This is a genomic window from Streptomyces sp. OfavH-34-F, assembly GCF_022347745.1.
In the GTDB taxonomy this organism is placed as follows: domain Bacteria; phylum Actinomycetota; class Actinomycetes; order Streptomycetales; family Streptomycetaceae; genus Streptomyces.
The window spans coordinates 59,415-83,698 of record NZ_JAKRGC010000005.1 but is presented as its reverse complement, the minus strand read 5'-3'; the positions used below and the strand labels follow the sequence as shown (position 1 = coordinate 83,698).

Sequence of the window (24,284 nt, the reverse complement as noted above, 5' to 3'; positions counted from 1 at the left end):
CGCGGTCTGCTCCGCAGACACGACGCGCCGCCGCTACGCGGCGGACGAACCGCAGCGCTCCGCGCTGCGCTGCTGGCAGCGCTCCGCGCTGCCAGCCCGGCGACTCCGTCGCCGGTGTGGCCAACTCCGTTGGCCACAGCTCGAATTGCTCCGCAATTCGGCCTGCGGGCTGGCTACGGGGCAGGGTTGCTGGGACCGCTGGCCGTGAAGGGGCGTACCGGGTCCGCCGAAGGCCTCGTTTCACCATCACGCTCCGTTCATACGGACATTGTCACAGCAAGCTCGGCTCCCACCAGAAAACAGCACACAACCACACCTGGTCCTGCCTCACCTGACGTTTAATCAACTCCCTTTTCGCATTGAGCATTTCAGACTGGAGGTTTGGATTTGTCTCAAGCAGATGATGCTGCAGGCGAGTTGGAGCAGTCCGAGGTGGAGGTCGGTTCGTATCTCGTAGCGGGTCCTGCGCTACCTCAACGTCCGTGAGAACCCCTTACCGTCCTGCCAGCGGCCAATGGTGGGATGAGCGATCTCATCGAGTTCAGGGCCCAGCACGACCGGCTCACCACCCTGCCCGCCACCTCGCCGCCGGCGGCGCCCACACCTACGGCGCGATGCCGCCAGAGCCCTCAAAGAGGGCTCACACCGGACCTGCGCCGGTCGACAGCGGCCGCCCCGGCAGCAAGCACCACCTGATCACCGATCAGCATGGAACGCCCTTCGCTGTGTCGCTGACCAGCGGAAACCGGCACGACGTCACCCGGACCTTCGCCCTGGCTCCACCAGTTCAAACACCTGCGGCAAACGGGTCAGGTTTCCCACACAGTCAGGGAGCCGGACCGCTGGGTTGTCATGCAGATAGAGGCAGGCACTACTGTCCTCAGCCATGACCGAGCCGACCTACCTGCACGCCACTCGGGTGGCCTACGACACTGTTGCCGTCGACTACGCCAAGCTCGTGCCCCCCGCCTTCGAAAACGACCTGTACGGCCGCGCGATGATAAGCACATTCGCCGAACTCACGCTGGCCCTCGACGCCGGACCCGTCGCTGACCTCGGCTGCGGGCCCGGCCACCTAACGGCACACCTTCAGTCCCTCGGGGTGACCGCGTTCGGCATCGACCTGTCGCCACAGACGGTTGCGGTGGCCCGTCGCAGGCATCCGGACCTGCGATTCGACGAAGGGTCGATGACCGACCTGGACCTGGCGGACGGCAGCCTTGGCGGCATCATCGCCTGGTACTCAATCGTCCACACCCCTCCGGAACTGCTGCCAGCTGTGTTCGCGGAGTTCCACCGCGTGCTGGCTCCGGGCGGCCATCTGCTCATTGCCTTCAAGGCCGGTGACAGACTCCGGCACCTGAAGCAGGCATACGGGCACGAGCTCTCCCTCGACGTCTACTGGACATCTCCCGACCGCATCGCTGAGCTGCTGAGCCGGACCGGACTTGTGGTCGACGCCCAGCTGATCCGCGAGCCCAACGAGCAGGAGAAGCCCCGGCAAGGCCAGCAGGCATACCTCGTGGCCCGAAAACCAGCATCGGCCGGAAATCAGGAAACACGGACAGCCGACAACCTCTCCCGAGACGAACCCACCGACCTGATCCCCGGCGACAACCCCAGATGACACCAGCCACCGGGCCGGTCTCGAAGGCTGCGCAACCACCACCCTGGCGGTGAACAGACAGGCCGCACCTCTAGGTTCTGTCCGGTCGATCATGTGCGGAGCCAGATGGCGAGTGCCGCTGCCGTGACGGTGCCGAGGTATGTGTATCCGCGCTCGTCATAGCAGGCCGTCCCGCCTCATGCCCGAACCAACGAGCCACATCACCCGTTTGATCCGGTCTTCCCCCCAATGAAGCAGCGCCTGATCAGTCCTTCAGTCGTTTCAGATACTGCTGCGTATGCCGCAGCATCTGACGGACTGAGAGGACACCATGAGGGTCAAGCGTTTCACCGGCGCCATCGCCGCAACCGTCGCCCTGGCCACATCCGCCCTTGTTGCCCCCACCGCTGCGTCGGCCGATGACGGGGACGCCGCCGCGGTCGGCAGTTACTGCACCCCCTGGGAGGGGTTCTACGGCCACAGCGGCACCACGTACACCGATCTCCGCACCTGTGTCGATGTCCTCGACGACCAGGGCGACTACCGCTTCAGCGTCGAAACCAGCAGGACCACGTACCGGGATTGGGGAATCTGGTACTCCGCCAGCGAAAACTACCCGGCCGGCGTTACCGCAACGGTCCGCATCGAGCCCATCCCGGGGCAGGAGGGTCCTTCAGAAGGACGCGGCAAGACCTGGACGTTGGTATCCCGCAGTTACCACACCAGCCTGGGCCCCATGAACGAAGCCATCACGTGCGGGACGTACCGCCTCGATGCGCACTACGAGCAGGTCGGCCCCCTCTACGGACACGACCGCGTGCTTGTCGCCAAGCGTTCCTTCGACAACTTCGCCATCCCCTGCGCCTGAATCCGGACAGCCGCCAAGGCATCCGACCCCCGCATCCGCAAGGGACCTACTTGCCGGGCAAACGCACTCCGGCTACCCCGGCACGGCACAAGTGTCCGCGCCCAGGCCCAGCCGACTCGCCGGCCAGGCCTGGGCGCCCTGCTCCTGGACACCAGCGATAGTGAAGTCGACCAAGACGACCCAGTTGCCTTACGCGTCGGCCTAGGGACTCGGGCTGTCGGCTCCTGACGTCGACACCACGTCCACGGGCTGCAACAGCGCGGCGGACATCCAGCGCATGAAGGCGTCGTATTCGGCCGACATGCTCCAGCGGACCGTCGCACCCTGGCCTCGGGGTGCCTCGGTCGTCCGGCCGATCGCGTCCATGGCCACGTGCAGCTGGGCAGAGTCGACAAACGGCAGGTCGAGCGCGGCAGTCAGGGTCAGAGCGTCGTGCTGCATGCTGCCGGGATAGAAGTCTGCGAACCAGCGGTCGAGATGATCAGCAAGCAGATGCTCCCAGCTCCCTGACGGCGCGGCGCGAAGACCTCGGTACAGGGCGCTACCGGTGGTGACTTCAATCTGCGGGGTGAACGTCACCTCCGAGGCCACGAACTCGGGCATCGGCAGCAGGCCGCTGACGACATGGTTCAGAACCTGCCGGGCACCGTCGACGTCGAGCCGAATGTTGTGCTCGGCGCTGTCCGGGTTGCGGTACCGCAGGGCTCCGCCCATCTGCGTGACGCGCAGCCGCGGTGCCAGTTCGGGCGCCTCGGCCAGGACACGGGCCAGGTTGGTGAGAGGGGCCATGCCGACCCAACGCACGGGGCCGTCCGTGGCCTCACACAGCTCTCGTACGGCCGTGACCACATCGGTGCGCTGCGACGGCACCGAGTCGGGCATCAGCCCGTACACGCAGTAGTAGCGGGAGTTGTCCAAGCTGGCGCCGGCCACGGTGGCGACGTCGCTTCGGCCCAGCAGGTCGAGCAGGTGGCGGGCGAAGCGAGCCCTTTCCCCATCCACCTCGTCGCCAGTAATCACCATGGCCAGCTCAGGTACCCGTCGCGCTGCGGCGGCGACCGCGAGGGCGTCATCGGCGTCCCCGCCGATGTCGGTGTCAATGATCATGGGGCTCTTACGCACATCCTCCGGCCAAGGGCCGGACGCTCGCAGCGACTCACCGATCGTGGCCAGTCCCGTGCCGGACGCCACCCGGCTCAACCGGGTCACGGCCTCCCAGTGCTGCCGCAGAACAGCCTCGCTCTCCTGATGCTCCTCCCTCATGGACCCTTCCTCTCCTTCATCACGTTCGGCCGCCCGCACTCAGCCCCCGGCGGGCGGGTCAGGCCGGGGTGGCGGCGGGAAGGACGGGGTCGCCGATGTGGTGGTGCTCGATCTCGACACCGTACGCGCCGTCTCAGCCGCCCAGACGAGACGGCCTCGGCCACCGCCACGCTGCCTTTCCGGACTAAGAAACGATCAAGGTTTATGCGCTCGGGCTAGGGCGTTGAAGCCGCCGCACGTGTGCGGTGTCAGCTCGGCACCAGAGGTGCCGACTCGCCCCATCACCACCCCTGCGATCATTGGGTCGTGAGTCACGACCTTGCTGTGTGGGACGGTGAGCACCCGCTCGATGATGATGCGGCGGGCTCGGCCTTCGATGAGTTGTACGAGCGCTACCTCGAATCGGAGGATGCGGCTGTGCCGCCCTCCCCGCGCATCGATGCCTATGTGAACGCCTTGATCACGCGCTTTCCGGAGGATGGCCGTGACAGTCCATGGGCATCTCCTCCGGTCATCGATGAGGCCTCTGGACCGATCGTGTACCTACTCATGTCCTACAGCAAAGCCGAAGAAGTCTCCGAGTACGCCGCTTCGCTGGCGCGCGAGTACGGACTGATCTGCTACGACCCGCAAGGAGAGGCTCTGCGGCCATGAGTGGCCCAGGACAGTAGTCAGGCGGGGACTGGACCATCCCCGGGGGCTCATGGCGGTCGCCTGCGGGCAACGAGAGGTGCTTGAGATGTTCGCCGGGGGAAGCGCACGGCTGCAGGTCAGGAATGACGGCGAAGCGCCGCTGGAGCTGACCGTGGAGCCATGGGCAGACGCCTACCAACTCCTGCCGGGGCAGACCTGCGTCGTTGTCACCCACTCGTCGGCGGAAGACGGTTCCTGGTCCGGAACGCTGCGTGGGGACGAGCCATTCCTGGTCGACCATCGGCGGGACTCGGTCGCGGTGTGGGCCAACGGCAACTGCTTCCATCTCAGTGACATGGCTGGCGATGCGATCGATGCGGCTGACTGGCAGTGCCCGGCCCAGGACTGTGGGCCTGCACAGTAGCTGGCTCGGCCTGATGGCCGCTGAGTGCTTCAGCGATGGGAGGTGGGACAGCGGGCCAGTCCGGGTTCTCCTGTATCGAGTTGAGGCATTGGCACGTTGCCGGTGAAAACGGGCATCCCGAGGTCGACCAGTTCAGGGCGTCCTTCAGCAGGGGTGTTCTTGAGGCTGTTGAGCTTGGCCGTCGCGGCATCGAGGCTGACCTGGAGTCCTTCGACTTCGCCGAGCCAGCCGTTGCCGCGGGCCTCGCGGACGCGGTCGCGGTCGCGGAGGTTCTGGATGATTTCGATGAGTCGGGATCGCTGACGTGGGTCGGTCTGGAGGCCGGGGCAGCGGATGCAGGCTTATCCGAACCAGCCCAGCTCGACGCTTGGCTCGTCATCGAAGTGCCTTCGCAACGGAAAGTAGTCGTGAAGTCGCCGGATCAAGAGGCCGTCCCGGGCGTGTCGCGCTCCGGGACGGCGGTTCAGCGTGCCTACTGGGAGAGCGCGTAGGTTCGGACAGGGTCGAGGTGCAGTTCGTAGGGCCCGAAGCAGTCCCCCGCGAACGTCGCGACCGCAGCGCCGCAGGGACAGGCTCGGTTGAGTCCTTCGTCACCCGTCGGCCCACAGCAGCCGGTGCCGTTCTCCCAGTTAGGCAGCGGTTGAAGGCCGGGGGCGTCCTCCGGGTGTATCAGCACCGTGCCTGGCACACCCGCCGAGATGACGAAGCCCTCCTCGCGGCAGACCAACGGGCCTCGGGACTGAGCTGGCTTCGGGTCCTCCTGATCGTCCTGCACGACGTAGGGAGCCCCCCAGGGCTCGGGATCGATCGCGTAGCGGCCCCGCGGAACGGTGGAGGGTGCCCGGCGTGTCTCCTTGTCCCGGCCGTGTTCGTCGTCGCAGGGGTCGGGGAGAGCGGCCAGCTCGGCCAGCTCCGGCGTGATCGCAGTGCCGCACTTGGAACAGAGGAAAACGGTCATCCCCTCGTTGTAGTCCTCAGACCTGCTGCTTCGCATCCTCGTTTCGCTGCTTGGGGTCGATGCGCGCGACGGCTGGATGACGGCCGCTTCGACCCCCTCGGTAGAGTCCTGACGATGACAGGGAAGCGCTTCGTCTCCGCAGCGGTTCCTGTACCTGAAGGGGTCGCCCGAGGAGTGGTACGCCTGAGCGACGAGCGCCGTTTTGACATCCCCGTTGTCGTGGTCTGCCCCGAGTTCACGCCCATCCAGGCCGAGGAATGGATCGCCGCGGGCGAGAGCCCAGAACTCGCCCGCGCCACGCCCCTCGAATACGTCAACCTCGACTCGGGTCACTGGCCGATGGTCACCTCCCCCGGCGAACTCGCCCGCGTCCTGGACGAGGCCACCCACTCCTAGGAGGTGTCCGAAAAGTCATGGGAGCCAGAGTTGGAGGCAGGCGAGGGTGACCATTGCTCGGTAGTGGGCGGCTCGTTTGTCGTAGCGAGTGGCCAGGGCCCGGTTCTGCTTGAGCCGGCTGAAGCAGCGCTCGACGACGTTGCGCCGCCGGTAGGCGGTCCGATCGAGCCGGCAGAGACTTTCGCCGCGGCGCAGGCGTCCGTTGATCTGGTCGATCCGCTCGGGGAATCGTCGCGGCGATCCCGCGCCGACGCAGGTAGGCGCGGATCCTGCGGGCCGAGTAGCCCTTATCCGCCACCACCCGCTCGGGCCGGGCCCGGGGCCTGCCCGGCCCCGGCCGGGCGATCCGGATGCGGTCCATGACCGGCTCGAACTGGGTGCAGTCGTTGACGTTCCCGCCGGTCAGAGTGAAGGCCAGGGGGCGTCCCCGACCGTCGCAGACCAGGTGGATCTTGCTGGTCAGCCCGCCGCGCGACCGGCCGAGCGCCTCGCCTTCCCAGGGCCCCCTTTTCGGGCCCCGGCCGCGTGCTGGTGGGCCCGCCCCGTGGTGGAGTCGACACACACGATCGTCCAGTCGACCTGTCCGCACCTTGGTCAGGTGCGGCATGAGTTGCCGTGGTGGGACTCCACCTGCAGGGTGCTGTCGTCGTCCAGCATGAGCAGGAACTGATCCAACGGAACGACTGACGGACCCCGCCAAGATTCTGCTGACGCTGTTGGTTAATCCGGGGGTCCTCTACTTCGCCCCGTCGATCGTTTGGTCGGCGGGGCGAAGTGCTGTGAAGTGGCGGGTGCGGTGCGGGCCCAGGGTGCCGGCGAGCTGGTGCTGAAGGCGGGTCTTCGCCAGGCCCCGGCAGGCCATAGAGCCCGACGGCTTGGGAGATGGTGCCCTGGGCCCGGCTGGGACGCTTTCCTCGCGGACTTCGAGAAGCGCAAGGTCTCCATCGGCACCTGCGCTCGTGCCTTTTCAAGCCCGTGTGCTCATGAGCACGCTTGCGTTCGTTGCTCGCTCTCCGGCCGGACCCGGCCCAGCTTGGCCGGTTGGAGGAGATCCGCGACAACCTCGTCGCCCGCATTGCCGAGGCCGAGCGCGAAGGCTGGCTCGGCGAGGTGGAAGGACTTCGGGTCGGCCTGGCCGGCGCCGAGGACGAACTCGCGCAGATCACGAGGCGCACGGCCCGGGCATTGATCGACCTCCCGATCCCGGAGTTCCGGAGGGAGCCGTGAGAGGTGACCGTGCCGGCGTCGGCGGAACAGGGCATCGAGACTTCGCTAGGAGGCGTCCCTGGTCCTTCGCCGTGAAACGCCCTTAGGAGAGCACCCATTGGGGCGAGTGACCGGGGTCGGCCGGGCAGGTGAAGACGTGCAGGTCCCGGTCCCGGCCGAATCGGAGTCGGGTGGGTTGGGCTACGGATTGGCCACCCCGGATCGATGCCTTCCCCCTCAGGGTTGGATCTCGGTCCTCCACAGGCACCCAGCTGTGCGAGCCGGCGTCCATCTCGTAGCCCTCTGCCGTCAGCAGCAGCCGCATGGGGGTTGCGCAGGACGCGCAGTCGACGGCCATCGGGCCCGTCGACGCCCAGCTGGGGTAGCCGCCGACGCGCCAGCCGGGAGGGATCGACAGGTCGTACTGGTAGCTGGGGGCATCGGGGCCGTGTTCCGCTACCTGGGCGTCGTCCCACGCGTCGATTCGCGCGATCAGCGAGGCGGGCAATGTGTCGTCCTCCGCCCAGGGATAGGTGTCCACCTCTTCCGGGTGCAGGACACATGGCTCGGGGAGTTCGTGCTCCCATCGAAGCAGGGGCACTTCGGGCGGAGCGGTAAGGAAGCGTTCCGCGTGCTCGGTCTGCTCGGCCTGTCGCCACCACAGTCGGTACTGGCGCTCCAGGTACGGGCCGTGGGTGAAGGGGCAGCGGAAGAGCTGCACCAGGTCTGCACCGCCGGGCCCGCAGGCAAGGCCGGGGATGTCACGGCGGAAGAACTGAGCCAGCCCCACGAAAGGCACCGGACCGTCCTGCTCGGCACTCCATGGCTGGCTCGGCGGCCAGACGCCAGCGGCCCAGGAGCTGCGGATCTCCTCCGGTGCGTACCCCTCGGTCTCGCGCTGGTGCGGCTCGTAGCAGAGCGGCCATGGTTCGCCGTCCGGCCACAGCATCGGCCCGCCGACGTGGCTGTCATGCATGCCAGGCCGCCCCGGTCTCGGGTGCAACCGGGTCGTCCGGGCCCGGTAGGGGGCCAGCTCCGGGAACACGCCCTCCACGGACACCGGTCTGGCCGGTGTGGTCCTCGTCATGCGCAGACCGTACGCGGCCGGGCAAGGGCCACGCGAACGGGTTGCCGCGAGCCCGGTGCGGCACCCTGACCGACGCCCGAACCTCGGCTGGCGCCCTCACCTCGTAGTTCAGAGAAGCAGGCGTGCTCGTGGACGCACTCGCTGCCGAATGACTGGCCGCAGGTGCCGAGGGAGAGCTTGCGGCGCTCGAAGTGGCCCAGGAACGCGTCCCATTCCTCGCTGGTGGGGAAGCGATATTCCTCACCAGGCCGCAGGCTGCGGCGCCGGGCGATGAACGCCTGGTGGGCGGTGATGGCTGCGCTGGGATAGACGCGCCCGCCCCCGACATCACCGTGACGCAGGCCCACGGCACCTCCTACACGGTTACCGCGCAGAGCCCGAAGTCGACGCCGCGCCCGTCGAGGAAGCGCAGCCCGCTCGTCTGCGCGATGTGCGGTGACCCACTGAACGGGCCCGCGCTGTTCAGCCGGGCGCGAGGCAGCAGGGCAAGCCGGTGCATGGGGGGCGTGCGATCCCACCGCTACGCCGGAGCGGGTGAAGCGGCCGAAGCCGTCGCGGCAGCCGGTGGCGGCGTCGCCACCGCGCGGGCGCCTCTCTCCAGGGGCCGATCCGGCGACAGCGTGGATCGAGCTGCGGTGCACCCAGTGCCCGGCCCAGCCCGGGGAGCGCTGCACCGTCCGCTACAGCGACGGCTCAACCGCAGAGGCGAAGGCCCCCCATCGCGAGCGAACTCTCGCGGCGAAGAAGGCGGCAGGCCCCCGGTGACGTTCGTCGGCTCGGGCCGGTGAATGTCCGGGTGGGGGCCGACCGGCAGCTGCACAAGCGGGTGACCGCCCAGGGGTGGGCCCGCGAGCACGAGTGGGAGCAGGTCCGCGCCCGTCAGGCCGCCGCCAAGGCCCGCCGCGCCGAAGCCGCGGCCGCGCAGTCGGCCGACGACGTCCCGGCCGCGCCGGTGGCCCCGGTCGCGATGCCCGCGCCGTGACAGGTCCCCGCTGTCGTCCCCGCTGCGGAGCCGGAGGTCGCCGACGTCGACGACGACCAGGAGCTCGCCCTCGAGGAGCTCACCCGCGAGCAGGTCCTGGACTGGCGCAACCGCGCCGCCGCCGACCATCAGCTCATCCACGACCACAGCGCCCGCTACGGCGAGCTGTCGGCGCAGCGCCTGTTCACCCGGGCGTTCGTTTCCCAGGTGCAGCGACTGTCCGGCCTCGGGCACCTGGACCTCGGCTTCTCCACCTGGAGGCAGGCGTGAGCGGCGGCGAGCCGTCCGGCGTCGACCTGGTCCGGGTCGCGCTGCGGGCCGCGATGGAGGCGGCCCGGAAGAACAGCACCCGCCCGAAGGCGAAGAGGAAGCCGCGGGCCGTCACCACGGTGCAGCGCGACGGGCGCGAGCCGATGGGCCTCGGTGCGGCGATCAACGCGTTGGTCACCGAGCCGGCCTGAGAGCTCCCGGCCGCCGGCGCGACACTGCGGGAGCGGTGGGCGGCCATCGCCCCCGAACTTGCCGGGCACGTTGCCGCCCTGTCATACGACGCGGACTCCGGCCGGCTCACCATGTGCCCGGAATCGTCGGCCTGGGCGGCCAAGGCCCGCCGTCCGCCAGCTCACCACCGACAACCGCACCTTCGGCGAACGCCTCAAGGCCGCCCGATCCAACCTCCGCATTCAGGACCGGCGTATCGCCGACCTCGAAGCCCAACTCGCCGAGCCAGGTCCAGGTCCAGGTCCAGGTCCAAGCCACTGAAGGAACACACGTTGACCATGCAGTTCCCCGACCCTGGACGCGTAATCGACACCGAGATCCGACTCAAGGCCAAGAGGGTCCTCAAGGCCATGGCCACCGATGCCCTAAGGGTGTGGGAGGAGGCCATGGAAGAGGTCAAAGAGGATGCTCTGGGGGAAGGTGTTGTGCTGTCCACACAGGCGTTGTGATCACGTGCCGTCAATTCGGTGATGTGGTCCACCGCATGGTCGTCGGAGAGATCATCGTGGGCGGCATACCCACCACGCCCAGGGGTCCGGCGCTCCCATAAGGAGCACCTCTCGACTCAGTCGTCCTCGGGAAGCGAGAGAGAAAGGCTGCCGGAACTGGTCCGGCCGCTAGCTCTGCCACTTGACGCCGTCCAGACCGAAATCTCAAAGAGCAATGAAAGGGCCGGAGATGAGATGGGAGCGCGGGAGCAGTCACTCGTCCCCGGGGTGGCGTCAGAGGTTCTAGCAGGTCGGCGGCCTGTTGCTGTCCGCGACATCTGTCGCGGACAGCAACAGCAGCGCTTAACCGGGGAAGTGCCGTACAGGGAACAGGGTGGCCCCAGTGATGAGCTGCATACGACGAGTACGTGCTCCCTGCGCGTCCGGCAGCCCCGGATGCGAGCTCCTCGGTATAGGCCAGCAGTGAGAACTCGTCGATCGCTGAGTGCATGAAGGGTGAGGTCGTGGAACCGGCGTAGCCCCACTCCGGGCCGGGTCAGGTGCCGGGTCACGGTCCGCCGGGGAGGCAAGAGTAGGCAGTGAGGTCTGGGCGGAGCCGCGGCTGAGCGTGTGTTGATCGGTCCTGCGGTTGGTCAGCGCGGTCCTCGGATGCTGTCGATGATGCGGGTCCAGTTGTCGCTGCCATGTCCGTCCTCAATCGCGCGCCGATAGTGGGCCTGCACGGCCAGCGGGAGCGCAAGGTCGAGGCCGAGTGACGTGCTGGTCTCGACGATGTGGTCGGACGTCGCGCCCATCATGGTGACCGTGCTGAGGTCGCCGGGATGCTCTCCAGCATCAAGCGCGGCACCAGGGTTCTCTTCACCAGCCCTCAGGATGTCGCCAATCGAGTCGGCGGAGGAGAGCAACTCCGGCAGCACTTCCTTGGCCTTCATTCCTGCGGTACCCAGCATCGCAGTGGCGTGCATCAGTCCCGACAGGGTGGTGAGGAACACCGCGAGTTGGGCTTGGTACATCATCTGGGCGAGACCCGGATCCTCGCCCAGATGCTTCGGTGTGCCGAGCAGTGCCAACGCCGCCCGGTGGTTCTCCATCACCTCGTCGGGGCCGCTGTAGTAGACATGGGCCGCCTCCGTGCCGACCATCGGCGCCGGGACCATGACACCACCGCTGAGGAAGGCGGCGTCGTGGCCCGCTGCCCAGCATGCTGCCTTGCGTGTGCGGTCGGGGGTGTCAGAGCTCAGGTTGACCAGCGTCCGGCCGGCGAGCGATGCGATGGCGCTGTCGAGGATGTCGTACATCGCCTGGTAGTCGGTGAGGCTGAGGATCACGAGGTCACTCGCTTCGACCGCCTCGCTGGGTGTCGCCGCGAGCGTTGCTCCGTCGGCGACGACGCCGTCGGCCCGGCCAGCGGTGCGGTTCCAGACAGTGACCGGGTGGCCGGCGGCGAGGAGGGTGCGGGTCATCGCCTGGCCCATCGGGCCAAGCCCGATCACGGTGACAGCGCTGTTTCGCCTGGTGGTGTGGTGCTGTTGTTCGTTCACCTCTCCATGCTCGGAGAGCGCCACTACTGTTGGAAGTACCCACTATTTTCTGCGGTACTTACCTTTTAGTAAGGGGATCTGTGATGGCCAAGGCGCCGAGATGCGGGCCTTACATCTGCGGCATCGACGCTGCGCTCGACGTGGTGAGCGGCAAGTGGAAGGGACTGATCCTCTGGGAACTTGACGCCCATGGCGTACGCCGCTTCGCTGAGCTCCGTCGCGGTCTGCCTGGAGTGAGCGAGAAGATGCTGACTCAACACCTGCGTGAGATGGAGGAAGACGGACTGGTACACCGGGAGGTATATGCCGAGGTGCCGCCACGGGTGGAGTACTCCCTGACCGAGCACGGGCGCACGCTCAATCAAGCGCTCGGGCCGCTCGGCGCCTGGGGGGTTGAACGGATGCGTCGCGAAGGCTCCGAAGTGGTCGACGTAGCCGAGACCTCACATGGCTAGGCATCCCGGCCACCAACCCCGTGCGCGCACACCACTCCTGAGGGCTGAAATGCTGCGGGGCACCGAGCTACATAAGGGCGTCAACAACGTCCTACGCCGCAACACAACTAGCTTTGCGTGATGCTGGATTCCTCTGGTCGAACGACTGTTGATCTGGACCATGAGTTCCCGGTTCGCGGCGCGTGCGGCGGAGAGGCCCTCGCCCTGTTCGACGAGTTCAGCGCGGAGATCGAGGATCTGCTGTTCCAGCTCGGTGGTGCGGCGTGTGAGGGTCTCGATGTCGGCCGGGGCGCCGAGGCCGGAGGCATCCCAAGCTGTCTGTCCCAGGGCCTCGGACAGGCGCCGTTCGAGCCGGGTGATGTGCGCGGACAGCGGCCGTTACGAGCCGTGAGGTTCGCGACGTCGGTCAGCAGCGACTTGCGGCTGACCTGCGTTCCGGCGGTCGTGCTGCCGGGCGGGGGCTGAATTGCGCGGGCGATGACGGCCGTGTGCAGGTCTCAGTGGAGGTGAATCAGGCTGCGGTGGGCGCCAGCGGCCCGGGCGACCGATGAAACGCTGATCTCCTCCCCGGCGGCAGTGAGTTGGTCGAGGGCTTTGAGCACCCGGTTTCAGCGACGGTCGGAGTCCGCGGCCCGCGCTCGGGTCAGGTGGTCCGGTGATGCGCTCACGCGTCACGCTCCAGCCGCAGGTCCGGCTCGGGCGGGCGGATGCCGGGCATGCCCAGGGAGACGATGCGGGACTGGCGCAGAGTCTGGGTGGCGTCCTTGATCTGCTCGCGTTCGTCGTCGGTAAGCCCGTCGAGGTCGGTCTCGACGCGTCGGATCAGTGTGCGGATGCGCTTGATCTCCTCGTCGGACGGGGTCGCTTCGGTGCGGGCCCAGGCGTCGAGGTCGGTGGCGGCTGCAAGGCGTTCGCGGTCCCGGAGCAGGGTGTCCAGGTAGGTCCGCAGCTCCGGCGAGTACGACGGGGCGGTGCGGAAGTGGTCGCAGCCGACGCAGCGAACCGGAACGGTCAGCTGTGGCCGCCGGCCTTGACGTTGCTCGGTTCGACGCAGATGCCGTAGGGAACGGACACCTGGCCGATCCGCAGGCGGGCATGCTCGTGCTCCAGGAGCTGGCGGGCCTGGGTCCAGATCTTGTTGCCGTGCCGGTCGAACTGGTGCGAGACAAGTTTGTCGACCGCGGCCCGGGTGCGTTTCTCCGTGACCCGGTAGTAGCCCTGGGTGGTCTGCAACGACCGATGCCCCATGAGATCGCGCAGCACGTCGGGCAGGGTTCCGGCGTTGGCGTGCCGTTGGGCGTAGGAGTGGCGGTAGAAGTAGGGCACGACTTCCAGCTTGGGGAACTCAGTGCCGTTTCGGCCAACAGCAGTGGGGGCATGGCGTTGATCCAGCGGCGATGGACGTTTGCCGGTACGGGCCATCCGTACCGGCCCCGGCCTGTCGCGTCCGGGCCGCCCGCAGCATGCCGACATCCGCCAGGCAGTCCCCGCCCAGCGCCACCGCCAGGGCCACGTCCAGCAAGATCTTCCCCGGATCGTGCACCGCCCGCGGCTTCCGCCACGGCGTCAGCGCCGCTGACATCGCGGTGCCCAGGCCGACCTTGCGGACGGTCTCCACCAGCAGGACACCCCCGGCCTGCGGGACCACCGCCCGGCCGCCACCGCCCTCGACGCGGACACACGGGTACGACCCGATACGCTTCTTCACCTGGAGAGTGCTTCTTCCCACGCAACCAACAGGACCCTCGACACGTCTCATCATTGCAGGTCAGGAGCGCTTTCCGCTTATTTGATCAAGCCTCGGATACCCCACGTCGTGAGAAGACGAGGTTAGATGGGCGTATGGCATCTGCGTACCTCGCTGCTTCGGGCTCGGCCTACTTCCTCCCCCACACCCTCGTGCTGCTGGGTGGCTCCGGGGTCCTGGCCTTTATGGCTCAACGGGCGTTCGCCGTGCGTGTGAGGGGAGTTCGGGTCACGGGAGTCTGTGTCAGGCACACGTTCGCCAAGGACGGCGTAGCCGTGATCGTGAGATATGAGGCCGCGTCGGGTGAGAAGTTCACATGCCTGAGCCAGCCAGCGGCCGTTGCGTGCGCGCGGATAGGAGAGCCGGTCGACGTCGTCTACGACCCACGTCGGCCGAAGAACGCCGAGGTGCCGCCGATCGGGTACGGCATGGCCTACATACTGTCGACTCTGGCCCTGCTGTTCGGTGTTCCTGGTCTCGGACTGCTGTATTGGATTGTTGGCGGCTAAGGGCTGTCCCGTAACTGCTGCTTGCCATAGGCGCTGAGCCTTTCTCCGTGCTGGGTTCCGATGACCGAGGGGACGTTGTCAGTGGGCGAGGGCAAACTGACGTGCATGGTCACCTTTTCATCCACTGCAGACGATGCCTCTGGCCCCTCCCTCGTCTGGGTGGCGTCGATGGGCGGCCCCCTGATCGTCGTCCCCGTCTCCGCCCTGGCCTCCTGGGGCGGGTGCACGGAGAGTGGGCTCATGGCGGGAGACGCCACCGCCCCAGACGACTACGACCGGGCCTGCGCGGTGGACGATCTGGCCGGTGTGATCCCCCTCGACGAGAGCGGTGGGCAGGCACTGGTGCTGGCGGACCAGCCGGCGACCAGCTGCTATCTGCCCCAGCACCGAGCGTTCCTGCGGTGGGTCGCCGCAGACTCCGAGGCCGGACTGAGAGCTGCGGCGGACACTGTCCTTGCAGACCCGGCCACGGTGTGGGAGGAGTGCGGCACCTGGGCCTCGGACGGTCCGGCGGTGCTCATGGACTCCGCCGAAGCGGGTTCCGACCTGGGCATCGAGTACCCCGACGGTGGGATGCCCGCCGAGGCGTCGGTCCCACTTCCCGCCGGCCGCTGGAGGGTCCGCGCCACGCAGACCGAGGTGGACGAGGAGAACTGGGTCGGCCTGGTTCAGCTCCTGCCCGCCGAATCCTGAACGGACAGTACTTCGGGCCGGGTGCAGTCAGTCACGGCGCGCAAGGTTGTGCAGATGGGCGATGTCGAGCATCGCGTGGTACACGCCATCGCCCTTGAGGCGGCAGTCGCGCAGGATCTTCCAGGTCTTCATCCGGGTGAAGGCATGCTCGACCCGAGCGGGGATCGTGCGGTGAGAGGCGTTGTGCTCCTCCTTCCAGGCAGGCAGTTCGCTCTGCCCAGGGTCACGGCGGTGTGGGATGACGAGCCCAGTACCTCGATAGCCTCCGTCGGCGATCACTGCGGCGTTCCCCACGGCGGCCTCCGCCCCGGATAGCTCCCATGCCTTGCAGTCGTTGCGGTTGCCCGGCAACGGCCGGCCGACCACGACCACGAGTCGGGTGTCCGCGTCGATGACGACCTGGTGATTCGTCGAGTACCGGTAGTTCTTGGACCGCTCCGCCACCGTGTGGTCGCGGGTGGGAACCAGAGTGCCGTCCACGATGAGCACGGCGTCCTTGCGAAACCGCTCCCGGGGTCGGAACGCGAGAAGAGCAGCTCGCCGAGGCCAAGGCTCCGGAGGAGCTGTTCACCGGCCAGTGGCAGAACCGGCCCTCGGTCCTCGATGACTACAAGCCCTACCTGGACGACCGGTGGAACGAGGGCTGCACCAACGCCTGGAAGCTGTGGGAAGAGATCGTGCCGCTCGGCTACAAGGGCAGCTACCAGCGCGTCGGCGCCTACCTGCACACGAAGCGCACCTCCCCGCGACCGGTAGTCGCCCGTGCGCCCTCGCCCCGAACGGTCGCCGGATGGATTCTCCGGCGACCGGCGACTCTTCCCGATCCTGAACAACTGCTGCTCAAAACCGTGCGCACCCACTGCCCCGAGATCGACGCGCTCACCCGGCACGTCCGCGCCTTCGCCGTAATGCTGGCCGAGCGCCAGGGCGAGCGTCTCCCGGACTGGCTCGCCGCCGTCCGGCAGGACGATCTGCCCAGTCTCCATACCCTTGCAGCTGGCATCGACCGCGATGCCGTCATCGCCGGTCTGACCTTGCCCTGGAGCTCGGGCGCGCAGTCGAAGGCCACGTCAACCGCATCAAAATGATCAAGAGGCAGATGTATGGACGCGCTGGCTTCAACCTCCTGCGCAAGCGGGTGCTGCTTGCCTCCTGAGCGCACTGTCAGTGGCCAGTGCGACGATCCCCAGACGACCGCGCGAGGAGAGTCATGGGCACCTGGGACGTCGGCCCCTTCGACAACGACACCGCCGCCGACTTCGCCGGTGACCTGGACAAGGCAGCACTGGAAGAGCGCGAAGCCATGATCCGGGGCGTGCTCAAGCGTGCCGCCGGGCCCGCGGACTTCCTGGATATCTACGACGGCGAGCGAGCTGTGGGCGCGGCGGCTCTGGTCGTTGCCCAGCATTCTGACTGCGATCGGCCGTGTTCGAACTATGGCCCTTCAGAGCCGCTACCGGAGTTGCCCGCAGACCTTCGAATGCTCGCCGTCGACGCCCTGGATCAAGTGGTCTCCAACCGGTCTGAACTCGCCGAGCTGTGGGCCGAAGCCGCGAACTGGTCGAAGTGGCGCCAGGACACAACCCGCCTCCGCGACGTCCTCGACCCTCCGATCCCCCCACAAGCGGAAGCCCTGTTCGAGATTTAATCGGTCACTCACAGTCACGGACCACAGAAGTTGAGCCAGAGCCCCACTTCGGGAGGCGGTCGCCTGAGCTGTGTTCGATTCGCAGCGGCTGTCAGGTAGCAGCTGCGTGAAGGTGAACTGTCAGGTTATTGCGGCCCGGCGCGGCACCGATCACCCCTGCATTAGGTACCTTTCTTTGCGGTTTGCTCTGATTCGAGTAGGTGGGTTCCTTATGGCGGTACAGGAGCATGACGTCACCGCCTCGGGAAGTCCCGACCGGCTGCTCGCGCTGTCGGACGGGATCTACGCGATCGCCATGACCCTCCTCGTCCTGGACGTGAAAGTCCCTGAGGGCCTGGACGAGAAGGCGTTCCGGGGTGCGATGGGCGATCTGGGGCCGCAGGTCGCCGCCTATGGGCTGAGCTTCTACGTCCTGGCCGCATTCTGGCGCGACCACCGCAGGCTCTTCCTTCTCGTACACCGCCTGGACACCTCCCTCTTGCGGCTGACGATGGCGTCGCTCGGGGCAATCGCGCTGCTGCCGTTTCCCACCGCGCTGCTGGCCGACTACCCGGACGAACCAGCCGCGGTCTCTCTGTACGCGACGGTCATCGTGGTCATCGAGGCCCTTCACCTGGCCATCGCCGCGACGCTCTGGCGCCGGGAGCACCTTCGAGCCGAACCTGTCAGCGACACCCTCTGGCGCGCCGTGCTCTGGGATCTGGCTGCCACCACCATCGTCTTCGGCCTGTCCGTACCCATCGCCTGGCTCTCGCCCACAGCGGCGCTGTGGACGTGGCTCCTGCTGATCCCCGCGAAGATCACCTCAGGGCGAGGACTGCGCTCTGCCATGCGATCCGGCTCTGCCCCCTGACGGCCGGCAGAGCCTGGACGACCGCGTTCCCGGGCAGCGTTCGCATGCAGCGGACGAGGTCATACGCCGCTGGGGTGTGCTGGACCTCCTGGATGTGCTGAAGATTGCCGACTTCGGACACCGGCTGCCCCGTCGGCGACCGCTCGGCGGGCTATCACGGGTCCTCTGCCTGGACGGGAGCGGGGGGATAGGGGGTCATCAGGCGGATATCTTCCTCCATGATTCGGGTGTCCGAGATGCGGTGGGAGCGGAGTTCGGCGCGTTCCCCGTCCGGGACAGCCACGATGACAAGGTGTCGCCCGGTGCGGTTTTCATCCATGAAGGTGACATCTCCCTTTGACAGGTAGGCGCCCGGTTCGGGGCGCGAGTGATAGGTAACGACGTGTTCCTCGCCATTCCTCTCCATACTCTGATATGCCCTTAAGGTGTCCAACGGGTCGAATTCCCACCTCGCGGGGCTGCGTGCGCTGTTGGTGATGCGGATGAGCCGTTCAGGACGGTCCGAGCCGTCAGGACCGACCACCATTCCGCAGGCCTGCAAGGGGTACTCCTGCCGGGCGTGCGCGATGATCTCGTCGCAGATGGCCTGGCTGATGGTCAGCACGGAACGGCTGTGCGGGCCACCCGTCGTGGCGGCGGGCGGTTGGTGGAGCACGATTTCGGGCGGCGCCCAGGACCGGTTGCGGCCGAGGGCGAGGTATTGGGCCGAGTTGCGGAACGCGCCCTGGGGCATGGGGCGTCCTTTGGCGCGCAGCACGCGTTCCACGCCGGTGAAGACGGTCTCCAGGTCGAGCAGTTCGGGCCCGCCGGGTATACCACGGGACAACAGTTCGATGATTTCGCCGGTGAACGCGGTGTGCCGTTCGTCCGGCGGAGCGGCAGCCATGCGGTTCTCATGGGCGGCGGCGAGTACCGCAGTGCCCTTCGCGGCGGTGATCGCAGTGATTCCGTCGTCGGCCATGCTGTTCAGCGCGCGTCCGCTGAAGCAGCAGTCGAGAATGACCAGACGCCGTTCCGGACCTCGCGCCAGGCTGCGGCGGATCCATTCGTACGGGGTCGCGGTCGCGTGCACCCGGGCAGGGTCGGTGTGGTGTGAGCTGAGGTGCAGGGTTCCGTCGTACTCGTCGATCAGACCGTGTCCGGCGTAGTAGACGAGCAGGGTGTCGGCCGCCTCGGCCGCCGACGCGGCAACGGCGCGGTCGATCGCGTCCGGGGAGACCCATGGGCCGTTCAGGACCGTGCAGTGTTCCTCCGGCAGCCCCAGGAGGTCCGGCGCGGTGAACAGCGCTTTCAGGCCGGCCAGATTGTTGGCCACGCCGGGGAGGGCGGGCAGGTGCCCGTACTCGCTGACGCCGATCAGCACGGCGCGGGTGCCGCTGGGGTCGGGCAGTTCCGCCATCAGTTGGCTTCTGGGGAAGTCGCCGTCGCGTCGCGGCTGCCCTGGTCCGAGCGCAGTACGGTCTCGATCAGGGCTGGTGCATCCTGAACGCGGTCGGCGGTGACCGACACCTGTGTGCCGTCGCCGGCCGTGATGTCGATCCGGACATCTGATCGGCGCTGCCGGAGCCACGTGGTCAGCGAGCGCGCCAGTACGGTGGCGGCGCTGCCTGCACTCAGCGCCACCGTGAGCGTGTCCGTCAGCGAGCCCATCTGCCCGGTGCCGACCGGCGGCCGTTCGACGCCGACCAGGCCCCGTAACCCGGCCTCGACCTCCAACCACCGGCGGAGTGACTCCACCTCCCTTGGCACTTCCTGGCCCGTTGCGACGCATATCTGTATCGGCATGTGTACCGCTCCCGCTCTCGCTGGCTTGGTGCCCTGACCCAAATCGTGCCACGGTCGCCGGCCGCCCCGTCACCCCTTCGGGAGGCGGCCGAAGGCCACGCTGCATTCGCATGATGCCCGGGAACGCGGTCGTGCAGGCTCTGCCGGCCGTCAGGGGGCAGAGCCGGATCGCATGGCAGAGCGCAGTCCTCGCCCTGAGGTGATCTTCGCGGGGATCAGCAGGAGCCACGTCCACAGCGCCGCTGTGGGCGAGAGCCAGGCGATGGGTACGGACAGGCCGAAGACGATGGTGGTGGCAGCCAGATCCCAGAGCACGGCGCGCCAGGTAGGTGCGTCCGATCGCGCCAGGCGCTTCATGCCGTCGTGGCGAAGCGACGCCGGTAGGCCACCGGCGGGAGCCCGACGCTGGCGTGCAGATGCTTGCGCAGCAGGGTGGGGCTGCCGAAGCCGGCCGCGCTCGCGATCTGGTTGACGGTGAGGTCGGTCGTCTCGAGCATACGGCGGGCGGCCTCGACGCGGCGTTGTGTCAGCCACTGCGCGGGACTCTCGCCGACCTCGGCCCGGAAGCGGCGGGCGAAGGTGCGCACGCTCATCCGTGCGTGCGCCGACAGGTCGGCGATCGAGATCGGCTGGTGCAGGTTGTCCATCGCCCACGCCCGCGTCGGCGCCGTCGATGCCTGGGTGTCCTCGGGCAACGGCCGCTCGATGAACTGTGCCTGGCCGCCGTCGCGCCACGGTGCGACGAGGCAGCGGCGCGCGGCACCGTTCGCGACCTCGGCACCGTGATCGCGGCGGACCAGATGCAGGCACAGGTCGATCCCGGCCGCGCCGCCCGCCGAGGTCAGCACGCGGCCGTTGTCGACGAACAGCACATCGGGGTCGACCTCGATGTGCGGGAAGAGTGCCGAGAACGCATCGCAGAGGGCCCAGTGGGTGGTGGCGCCGTACCCGTCGAGAAATCCGGCGGCCGCCAGGACGAACGCCGAGGTGCACTGGCTCACGATGCGGGTGTCGGCCGGGATCGAGGCCAGCGCTGTACTCAGCTCTTCGGGCAGCCCCTGACCGGCCAGCAGCTCAGGCGTGGGCTCCTGGGTGGCGATCACGACCGTGTCGGCGGTGCGCAGCATGGTCTCGTCGTGGTCGACCTCGATGCGGAAGCCCTCGCTGGTCCGGATCGGCCGACCGCCCAGCGAGCAGGTCACCACCTCGTACAGCCGCTGACCGGAGCTGTCGACGGCCTCGTTGAAGACCCGTGCGGCGATGCCGAGATCGAAGGGGAGAGCCCCGTCCAGGGCCAGAACAGCCACGCGGTGTGTCATGGCCGGAAGTTTATGCATGGTGGCATTTCTGCCACTCACAGGGGTTGCGCGAGCGCCGCCAGAGTTGCTGCCATGAACAACAACACCCCTTCTATGCGCACCATCACCCAGCAGCGCTTCGGTGCTGCTGACGAGCTCGTCCTCACTACCGTCCCCCGTCCGGTCCCCCTCCCGACCGAGGTCCTCGTCCGCGTCGCCGCAGCCGGCGTGAACCCCGTGGACTGGAAGACCCGCCAGGGCCACGGCATGGCCGGCGTCCTCGGTGAGCCGCCGTTCGTGCTCGGATGGGATGTCGCGGGCGTCGTCGAGGAGGTCGGCTTCGGCGTCACCACGCTGAAGGCCGGTGACCGGGTCTTCGGGATGCCGTGGTTCCCGCGCCAGGCCGGTGGCTACGCCGAGTACGTAACCGCTCCGGCGCGTCAGTTCGCCAAGACCCCCGATGCGGTCAGCGACATCGAAGCCGCCGCAGTGCCGTTGGCCGCGCTGACCGCCTGGCAGGTCGTTGTCGACACCGCTGGTGTCAAGGCCGGCGACCGGGTCCTGATCACTGCGGGCGCCGGGGGCGTGGGCCACTTCGCCGTCCAGTTCGCCAAGTACCTCGGCGCGCACGTCACCGCCACCGCCAGCGCCCGCAACCATGACTGGCTGCGCGAGCTCGGCGCCGACGAGGTCGTCGACTACCACGGTGCCGGCCACCTCTCGCTGATCGAGGACATCGACGTCATCGTCGAGCTGACCGGGCTCGACCAGGTCCGGACCGCCTCGGTGCTGCGCCCCGGCGGTCTGATCGTGGCCGTGCCCTCGGGCCTGTCCGGCGAGCTGGCCGATGCAGCCGCCGCGGGCGGCTTCCGGGCGTCGGCCTACCTCGTCGAGCCCGACGGAGTCGCGCTGACCACCATCGGCGGGCTGATCGCCGACGGCGCCGTCAAGGTCGAGGTAGCCGCGACCTTCCCGCTGGAGCAGGCCGCCGCCGCCCATGAGCTCGGTGAAACCAACCACACCCGCGGCAAGATCGTGCTGGAAGTCGCCTGACGAGGGGACAGTCTGTCTCCCCATGCCGAGGGGAACAGACTGTCCTCGCTGCTGTCACCCACATGAACGCCGGGCCTCCTGCCCCGGCACACGGCCTGCGAGCGCCCCGGCACGGCACTGAACACGATCCCGTTCGCCTTCAGGCCGCGCCGAGGTCAAGGGGCCGGGGAGACAGCCTCCAGGTCGGTGCGGGGTCCAGCCGGGGGTGTGCCGGGCGGGGTCAGTGCAGTTCGCTGAAGCGTTCGGTGGCGCGGGTGCGTCCGGCGACGATGATGGTGTCCTGCGCTTCCACCACGGTCTCCGGGGTGGCGTAGGTGAAGTCTTCGCCGGGGCGTTTGATCGCTACGACCGTGACGCCGTGCCGTGTGCGGACGGCGCTGTTGGCCAGGGGGAGGCCGATGATGTCGGTGGGCGGACTGGTTTTGACCATGGCGAAGTCGTCCTCGAACTCGATGTAGTCGAGCATGCTGCCCCGCACAAGGTGGGCGACGCGCTGGCCCATGTCGTGTTCGGGGTAGACGACGTGGTGGACGCCCAGCTGGGTAAGGATGCGGCCGTGGGCTTCGCTGGTGGCTTTGGCCCATACGTGGTCGATGCCGAAGGAGATGAGCAGGGAGGCGGTGAGGATGCTGGCTTCGAGGTCGGTTCCGATGGCGACGACGGCGCGGTCGAACTCGTGGACTCCGAGCTGGCGAAGGACGGTCTCCTTGGTGGAGTCGGCGCGCACGGTGTGAGTGAGGGAGCTGGAGAGGGACTGGACGACTTCCATGTTCTCGTCGATGCCGAGGACCTCGGTGTCCTCGTCGATGAGTTCCAGTGCCAGCGCGCGTCCGAAGCGGCCCAGCCCGATGACGACCACGGAGCTCTTGGGGCTCGTGCGCTGCTTCCTGGGGGTGGATTTCCTAGCCAATGACGGGTCGCTCCTCGGGAAGGTCGTACAGGCGGACCCGGCTGCGCAGGGCGAGTGCGGAGGCGACGGTGATGGGGCCGAGCCGGCCGAGGAACATCAGCGCGATCAGCAGCAACTGCAAGCCGGAGGGCAGGTCGGCGGTGATGCCGGTGGACAGGCCGACGGTGGCGAAGGCCGATACGACCTCGAACAACGACCGGTCCAGGCTGTGGTCGGAGAAGACCATGAAGGTCACCGTGGTGATGGCGACGGCGCCCACGGAGAGCAGCACCACGGTCAGGGCCTGGCGCTGGAGGTCGCCGTGCAGACGGCGGTTGAAGATGTTGACGGCTCCCTCGCCGCGGATCTCGGCGTAGATGACGAAGAACAGCACGGCGAAGGTGGTGACTTTGATGCCGCCGGCGGTGCCGGCGCTGGCTCCGCCGATGAACATCAGTACGTCTGTGCCCAGCCAGCTCGCCGGAGTCATCTGGGAGGTGTCGATGCTGTTGAAACCGGCGGTGCGCGGCATGACGCCCTGGAAGAATCCCGCGAGCAGCTTTCCCGGTACGTCCAGCGGGCCCAGGGTCGCGGCGTTGGACCATTCGAGTGCGGTGACGAAGACGCTGCCGCCGACCAGGAAGACCGCCGAGGTGCACAGCACGATCTTGGTGTGCAGGGACCAGCCGCGGGGGGTACGGATGCGGCGGCGCAGTTCGAAGAGCACGGGGAAGCCCAGTCCTCCCGCGATGACGGCCATCGCGATGGGCAGGCAGATGTACGGATCGGTGGCGAAGCCCATCAGGCTGTCGGAGTAGAGGGCGAAGCCGGCGTTGTTGAATGCCGAGATGGCGTGGAAGACCCCCAGCCAGAGCGCCCTGGGCCAGGGTTCGTCGTAGCCGGTGGCAAACCTCAGGGCCAGGGCGAGCGCGGTCACCGCCTCCAGCACCAGGCTGACCTTGACCACCCCGACGACCACCACGCGGACGTCCCCGAGCCCCAGCGCCTTTGTCTCCGCGGCTGCCGTCATGCGGGCCTTGAGGCCCATGCGGTGGGAGACCAGCAGAACCAGCAGCGAGGCGAAGGTCATGATGCCGAAGCCGCCCACCTGGATGAGCGCCAGGATGACGGCCTGGCCGAACCCGGTCCAGTACCCGGGGGTGTCGACCACGATGAGGCCGGTCACGCACACACTGGACGTCGAGGTGAACAGGGCCTCCAGCACGCCAGCTCCGCCCGGTCCGGCCTTGGCCGCCGGCAGCATCAGCAGGCCGGTGCCGACCGCGATCGCCGTGGCGAAGCCGGCCACGACCACCTGGGCCGGGTGCCGCAGGCGCGGCCATCGCCGGCTCACCACGACGTTCCTCCGACACGGTCGGTCACCGGCATCGTTCGCACACTCGGGCGGGGCGCGACCGGACGCGTCGCGGGCCCCGGCGC

At 67.9% G+C, this 24,284-nt stretch carries 32 protein-coding genes and 3 pseudogenes; 19 read left to right on the top strand and 16 right to left on the bottom strand.

Going from position 1 to position 24,284, the window contains the following annotated elements; genetic code table 11:
* Positions 1 to 522 precede the first annotated feature (522 nt).
* The 3 genes from MHW47_RS02445 (at position 523) to MHW47_RS02430 (ending at position 2,474) form a co-directional block, all read left to right on the top strand.
* Positions 523 to 696, top strand: a complete 174-nt coding sequence (locus MHW47_RS02445) for a hypothetical protein (RefSeq protein ID WP_239220911.1) — start codon at positions 523 to 525, stop codon at positions 694 to 696.
* Between the two features lie 190 nt (positions 697 to 886).
* Positions 887 to 1,627 (top strand): class I SAM-dependent methyltransferase, encoded by a 741-nt coding sequence (locus MHW47_RS02435; protein WP_239220901.1) that lies wholly within the window; start codon positions 887 to 889, stop codon positions 1,625 to 1,627.
* 310 nt (positions 1,628 to 1,937) lie between these two features.
* Positions 1,938 to 2,474, top strand: coding sequence for a hypothetical protein (locus MHW47_RS02430; RefSeq protein ID WP_239220900.1), 537 nt, complete (start codon positions 1,938 to 1,940; stop codon positions 2,472 to 2,474).
* 201 nt (positions 2,475 to 2,675) lie between these two features.
* Here the strand turns inward: MHW47_RS02430 and MHW47_RS02425 are convergent, their stop codons facing one another.
* Positions 2,676 to 3,737: a nucleoside hydrolase gene (locus tag MHW47_RS02425; protein WP_239220899.1), complete on the bottom strand. Its 1,062-nt coding sequence runs from the start codon at positions 3,735 to 3,737 to the stop codon at positions 2,676 to 2,678.
* A 306-nt stretch (positions 3,738 to 4,043) separates the two neighbouring features.
* On the opposite strand from MHW47_RS02425, the gene MHW47_RS02420 reads away from it, so the two are divergent.
* The 3 genes from MHW47_RS02420 (at position 4,044) to MHW47_RS02410 (ending at position 5,285) form a co-directional block, all read left to right on the top strand.
* The gene (locus tag MHW47_RS02420; RefSeq protein WP_239220898.1) at positions 4,044 to 4,391 is read left to right on the top strand and encodes a hypothetical protein; all 348 of its coding nucleotides are present in this window, start codon (positions 4,044 to 4,046) and stop codon (positions 4,389 to 4,391) included.
* Between the two features lie 85 nt (positions 4,392 to 4,476).
* The gene (locus MHW47_RS02415; RefSeq protein ID WP_239220897.1) at positions 4,477 to 4,794 is read left to right on the top strand and encodes a hypothetical protein; all 318 of its coding nucleotides are present in this window, start codon (positions 4,477 to 4,479) and stop codon (positions 4,792 to 4,794) included.
* A 35-nt stretch (positions 4,795 to 4,829) separates the two neighbouring features.
* Positions 4,830 to 5,285 (top strand): hypothetical protein, encoded by a 456-nt coding sequence (locus tag MHW47_RS02410; protein WP_239220896.1) that lies wholly within the window; start codon positions 4,830 to 4,832, stop codon positions 5,283 to 5,285.
* Here the strand turns inward: MHW47_RS02410 and MHW47_RS02405 are convergent.
* On the bottom strand, positions 5,267 to 5,788 hold the full coding sequence (locus tag MHW47_RS02405) for a hypothetical protein (protein ID WP_239220895.1): 522 nt from the start codon (positions 5,786 to 5,788) through the stop codon (positions 5,267 to 5,269). The two genes, MHW47_RS02410 and MHW47_RS02405, sit on opposite strands and share 19 nt — an antisense overlap.
* 90 nt (positions 5,789 to 5,878) lie before the next feature.
* Between MHW47_RS02405 and MHW47_RS02400 the strand changes: the two are divergent.
* Positions 5,879 to 6,148 (top strand): annotated as a pseudogene (locus MHW47_RS02400) (alpha/beta hydrolase); the annotation flags it as partial.
* Between the two features lie 15 nt (positions 6,149 to 6,163).
* Here MHW47_RS02400 and MHW47_RS02395 read toward each other — a convergent pair.
* A pseudogene (locus MHW47_RS02395) lies at positions 6,164 to 6,733 on the bottom strand (IS5 family transposase); the annotation flags it as partial.
* Between the two features lie 456 nt (positions 6,734 to 7,189).
* On the opposite strand from MHW47_RS02395, the gene MHW47_RS02390 reads away from it, so the two are divergent.
* Positions 7,190 to 7,375 carry a hypothetical protein gene (locus MHW47_RS02390; RefSeq protein WP_239220894.1) on the top strand — a complete coding sequence of 62 codons (186 nt, stop codon included), beginning with the start codon at positions 7,190 to 7,192 and terminating at the stop codon, positions 7,373 to 7,375.
* Between the two features lie 82 nt (positions 7,376 to 7,457).
* On the opposite strand, the gene MHW47_RS02385 is transcribed toward MHW47_RS02390, so the two are convergent.
* The 3 genes from MHW47_RS02385 to MHW47_RS02375 are packed head-to-tail and all read right to left on the bottom strand — an operon-like array spanning position 7,458 to position 8,940.
* Complete coding sequence (locus tag MHW47_RS02385) at positions 7,458 to 8,441, bottom strand: hypothetical protein (RefSeq protein ID WP_275448762.1); 984 nt, start codon at positions 8,439 to 8,441, stop codon at positions 7,458 to 7,460.
* Positions 8,438 to 8,788 carry a hypothetical protein gene (locus tag MHW47_RS02380; RefSeq protein ID WP_239220893.1) on the bottom strand — a complete coding sequence of 117 codons (351 nt, stop codon included), beginning with the start codon at positions 8,786 to 8,788 and terminating at the stop codon, positions 8,438 to 8,440. The genes MHW47_RS02385 and MHW47_RS02380 overlap by 4 nt, the downstream gene beginning before the upstream one ends.
* 8 nt (positions 8,789 to 8,796) lie before the next feature.
* On the bottom strand, positions 8,797 to 8,940 hold the full coding sequence (locus tag MHW47_RS02375; protein WP_239220892.1) for a hypothetical protein: 144 nt from the start codon (positions 8,938 to 8,940) through the stop codon (positions 8,797 to 8,799).
* Positions 8,941 to 9,225: 285 nt separating this feature from the next.
* Between MHW47_RS02375 and MHW47_RS02370 the strand changes: the two genes are divergently transcribed.
* From MHW47_RS02370 to MHW47_RS02355, 3 genes are all read left to right on the top strand, one after another.
* Positions 9,226 to 9,423, top strand: a complete 198-nt coding sequence (locus MHW47_RS02370; RefSeq protein ID WP_239220891.1) for a hypothetical protein — start codon at positions 9,226 to 9,228, stop codon at positions 9,421 to 9,423.
* Between the two features lie 266 nt (positions 9,424 to 9,689).
* Complete coding sequence (locus MHW47_RS02365) at positions 9,690 to 9,884, top strand: hypothetical protein (RefSeq protein WP_239220890.1); 195 nt, start codon at positions 9,690 to 9,692, stop codon at positions 9,882 to 9,884.
* Between the two features lie 312 nt (positions 9,885 to 10,196).
* Positions 10,197 to 10,373 (top strand): hypothetical protein, encoded by a 177-nt coding sequence (locus MHW47_RS02355; protein WP_239220889.1) that lies wholly within the window; start codon positions 10,197 to 10,199, stop codon positions 10,371 to 10,373.
* A gap of 632 nt (positions 10,374 to 11,005) precedes the next feature.
* Here the strand turns inward: MHW47_RS02355 and MHW47_RS02350 are convergent.
* On the bottom strand, positions 11,006 to 11,914 hold the full coding sequence (locus MHW47_RS02350) for an NAD(P)-binding domain-containing protein (protein ID WP_239220888.1): 909 nt from the start codon (positions 11,912 to 11,914) through the stop codon (positions 11,006 to 11,008).
* Positions 11,915 to 11,997: 83 nt separating this feature from the next.
* Here MHW47_RS02350 and MHW47_RS02345 point away from each other — a divergent pair, with 83 nt between their 5' ends.
* Both MHW47_RS02345 and MHW47_RS02340 read left to right on the top strand, forming a co-directional pair.
* A complete protein-coding gene (locus MHW47_RS02345; protein WP_239220887.1) occupies positions 11,998 to 12,369 on the top strand; it encodes a helix-turn-helix domain-containing protein in 372 nt (123 codons plus the stop codon).
* Positions 12,370 to 12,489: 120 nt separating this feature from the next.
* Positions 12,490 to 12,834, top strand: a complete 345-nt coding sequence (locus tag MHW47_RS02340) for a hypothetical protein (protein WP_239220886.1) — start codon at positions 12,490 to 12,492, stop codon at positions 12,832 to 12,834.
* A 546-nt stretch (positions 12,835 to 13,380) separates the two neighbouring features.
* Here MHW47_RS02340 and MHW47_RS02335 read toward each other — a convergent pair.
* Both MHW47_RS02335 and MHW47_RS02330 read right to left on the bottom strand, forming a co-directional pair.
* The gene (locus MHW47_RS02335; RefSeq protein ID WP_239220885.1) at positions 13,381 to 13,695 is read right to left on the bottom strand and encodes a hypothetical protein; all 315 of its coding nucleotides are present in this window, start codon (positions 13,693 to 13,695) and stop codon (positions 13,381 to 13,383) included.
* Between the two features lie 19 nt (positions 13,696 to 13,714).
* Positions 13,715 to 14,077, bottom strand: coding sequence for a transposase (locus MHW47_RS02330; RefSeq protein ID WP_239220884.1), 363 nt, complete (start codon positions 14,075 to 14,077; stop codon positions 13,715 to 13,717).
* 134 nt (positions 14,078 to 14,211) lie between these two features.
* Here MHW47_RS02330 and MHW47_RS02325 point away from each other — a divergent pair, with 134 nt between their 5' ends.
* Positions 14,212 to 14,625: a DUF3592 domain-containing protein gene (locus tag MHW47_RS02325; protein WP_239220883.1), complete on the top strand. Its 414-nt coding sequence runs from the start codon at positions 14,212 to 14,214 to the stop codon at positions 14,623 to 14,625.
* Positions 14,626 to 14,793: 168 nt separating this feature from the next.
* Positions 14,794 to 15,318, top strand: a complete 525-nt coding sequence (locus MHW47_RS02320) for an Imm21 family immunity protein (RefSeq protein ID WP_239220882.1) — start codon at positions 14,794 to 14,796, stop codon at positions 15,316 to 15,318.
* A 27-nt stretch (positions 15,319 to 15,345) separates the two neighbouring features.
* Here the strand turns inward: MHW47_RS02320 and MHW47_RS02315 are convergent.
* A pseudogene (locus MHW47_RS02315) lies at positions 15,346 to 15,849 on the bottom strand (transposase); the annotation flags it as partial.
* A 146-nt stretch (positions 15,850 to 15,995) separates the two neighbouring features.
* Here MHW47_RS02315 and MHW47_RS02310 point away from each other — a divergent pair.
* From MHW47_RS02310 to MHW47_RS02300, 3 genes are all read left to right on the top strand, one after another.
* Positions 15,996 to 16,406, top strand: coding sequence for a hypothetical protein (locus tag MHW47_RS02310; RefSeq protein ID WP_239220910.1), 411 nt, complete (start codon positions 15,996 to 15,998; stop codon positions 16,404 to 16,406).
* 122 nt (positions 16,407 to 16,528) lie between these two features.
* Positions 16,529 to 16,966 carry a DUF4259 domain-containing protein gene (locus MHW47_RS02305; RefSeq protein WP_239220881.1) on the top strand — a complete coding sequence of 146 codons (438 nt, stop codon included), beginning with the start codon at positions 16,529 to 16,531 and terminating at the stop codon, positions 16,964 to 16,966.
* Positions 16,967 to 17,177: 211 nt separating this feature from the next.
* On the top strand, positions 17,178 to 17,819 hold the full coding sequence (locus tag MHW47_RS02300; protein WP_239220880.1) for a TMEM175 family protein: 642 nt from the start codon (positions 17,178 to 17,180) through the stop codon (positions 17,817 to 17,819).
* A 154-nt stretch (positions 17,820 to 17,973) separates the two neighbouring features.
* Here MHW47_RS02300 and MHW47_RS02295 read toward each other — a convergent pair whose 3' ends face one another.
* The 4 genes from MHW47_RS02295 to MHW47_RS02280 form a co-directional block, all read right to left on the bottom strand.
* On the bottom strand, positions 17,974 to 19,218 hold the full coding sequence (locus MHW47_RS02295; RefSeq protein WP_239220879.1) for a Mov34/MPN/PAD-1 family protein: 1,245 nt from the start codon (positions 19,216 to 19,218) through the stop codon (positions 17,974 to 17,976).
* Complete coding sequence (locus tag MHW47_RS02290) at positions 19,218 to 19,604, bottom strand: hypothetical protein (RefSeq protein ID WP_239220878.1); 387 nt, start codon at positions 19,602 to 19,604, stop codon at positions 19,218 to 19,220. Before MHW47_RS02290 ends, MHW47_RS02295 begins: the two co-directional genes overlap by 1 nt.
* 150 nt (positions 19,605 to 19,754) lie before the next feature.
* Positions 19,755 to 19,919 carry a hypothetical protein gene (locus MHW47_RS02285; protein WP_239220877.1) on the bottom strand — a complete coding sequence of 55 codons (165 nt, stop codon included), beginning with the start codon at positions 19,917 to 19,919 and terminating at the stop codon, positions 19,755 to 19,757.
* Between the two features lie 38 nt (positions 19,920 to 19,957).
* Complete coding sequence (locus tag MHW47_RS02280) at positions 19,958 to 20,923, bottom strand: GlxA family transcriptional regulator (RefSeq protein ID WP_239220876.1); 966 nt, start codon at positions 20,921 to 20,923, stop codon at positions 19,958 to 19,960.
* Positions 20,924 to 20,995: 72 nt separating this feature from the next.
* On the opposite strand from MHW47_RS02280, the gene MHW47_RS02275 reads away from it, so the two are divergent.
* Positions 20,996 to 21,955: an NADP-dependent oxidoreductase gene (locus tag MHW47_RS02275; RefSeq protein ID WP_239220875.1), complete on the top strand. Its 960-nt coding sequence runs from the start codon at positions 20,996 to 20,998 to the stop codon at positions 21,953 to 21,955.
* A gap of 220 nt (positions 21,956 to 22,175) precedes the next feature.
* On the opposite strand, the gene MHW47_RS02270 is transcribed toward MHW47_RS02275, so the two are convergent.
* Complete coding sequence (locus MHW47_RS02270) at positions 22,176 to 22,865, bottom strand: TrkA family potassium uptake protein (RefSeq protein WP_239220874.1); 690 nt, start codon at positions 22,863 to 22,865, stop codon at positions 22,176 to 22,178.
* Entirely contained in the window at positions 22,858 to 24,198 is a 1,341-nt protein-coding gene (locus MHW47_RS02265; protein ID WP_239220873.1) for a TrkH family potassium uptake protein, read from the bottom strand. Before MHW47_RS02265 ends, MHW47_RS02270 begins: the two co-directional genes overlap by 8 nt.
* Between the last annotated feature and the right edge of the window lie 86 nt (positions 24,199 to 24,284).

What these genes read in the sequence shown, in the direction of transcription:
- MHW47_RS02445 (WP_239220911.1), top strand. Translation starts at nt 523, where the DNA reads ATGAGCGATCTCATCGAGTTCAGGGCCCAGCACGACCGGCTCACCACC.
- MHW47_RS02435 (WP_239220901.1), top strand. Translation starts at nt 887, where the DNA reads ATGACCGAGCCGACCTACCTGCACGCCACTCGGGTGGCCTACGACACT.
- MHW47_RS02430 (WP_239220900.1), top strand. Translation starts at nt 1,938, where the DNA reads ATGAGGGTCAAGCGTTTCACCGGCGCCATCGCCGCAACCGTCGCCCTG.
- MHW47_RS02425 (WP_239220899.1), bottom strand. Translation starts at nt 3,737, where the DNA reads ATGAGGGAGGAGCATCAGGAGAGCGAGGCTGTTCTGCGGCAGCACTGG.
- MHW47_RS02415 (WP_239220897.1), top strand. Translation starts at nt 4,477, where the DNA reads ATGTTCGCCGGGGGAAGCGCACGGCTGCAGGTCAGGAATGACGGCGAA.
- MHW47_RS02410 (WP_239220896.1), top strand. Translation starts at nt 4,830, where the DNA reads ATGGGAGGTGGGACAGCGGGCCAGTCCGGGTTCTCCTGTATCGAGTTG.
- MHW47_RS02405 (WP_239220895.1), bottom strand. Translation starts at nt 5,788, where the DNA reads ATGCGAAGCAGCAGGTCTGAGGACTACAACGAGGGGATGACCGTTTTC.
- MHW47_RS02385 (WP_275448762.1), bottom strand. Translation starts at nt 8,441, where the DNA reads ATGACGAGGACCACACCGGCCAGACCGGTGTCCGTGGAGGGCGTGTTC.
- MHW47_RS02375 (WP_239220892.1), bottom strand. Translation starts at nt 8,940, where the DNA reads ATGCACCGGCTTGCCCTGCTGCCTCGCGCCCGGCTGAACAGCGCGGGC.
- MHW47_RS02345 (WP_239220887.1), top strand. Translation starts at nt 11,998, where the DNA reads ATGGCCAAGGCGCCGAGATGCGGGCCTTACATCTGCGGCATCGACGCT.
- MHW47_RS02340 (WP_239220886.1), top strand. Translation starts at nt 12,490, where the DNA reads ATGCTGGATTCCTCTGGTCGAACGACTGTTGATCTGGACCATGAGTTC.
- MHW47_RS02325 (WP_239220883.1), top strand. Translation starts at nt 14,212, where the DNA reads ATGGCATCTGCGTACCTCGCTGCTTCGGGCTCGGCCTACTTCCTCCCC.
- MHW47_RS02320 (WP_239220882.1), top strand. Translation starts at nt 14,794, where the DNA reads ATGGGCGGCCCCCTGATCGTCGTCCCCGTCTCCGCCCTGGCCTCCTGG.
- MHW47_RS02305 (WP_239220881.1), top strand. Translation starts at nt 16,529, where the DNA reads ATGGGCACCTGGGACGTCGGCCCCTTCGACAACGACACCGCCGCCGAC.
- MHW47_RS02300 (WP_239220880.1), top strand. Translation starts at nt 17,178, where the DNA reads ATGGCGGTACAGGAGCATGACGTCACCGCCTCGGGAAGTCCCGACCGG.
- MHW47_RS02295 (WP_239220879.1), bottom strand. Translation starts at nt 19,218, where the DNA reads ATGGCGGAACTGCCCGACCCCAGCGGCACCCGCGCCGTGCTGATCGGC.
- MHW47_RS02290 (WP_239220878.1), bottom strand. Translation starts at nt 19,604, where the DNA reads ATGCCGATACAGATATGCGTCGCAACGGGCCAGGAAGTGCCAAGGGAG.
- MHW47_RS02280 (WP_239220876.1), bottom strand. Translation starts at nt 20,923, where the DNA reads ATGACACACCGCGTGGCTGTTCTGGCCCTGGACGGGGCTCTCCCCTTC.
- MHW47_RS02275 (WP_239220875.1), top strand. Translation starts at nt 20,996, where the DNA reads ATGAACAACAACACCCCTTCTATGCGCACCATCACCCAGCAGCGCTTC.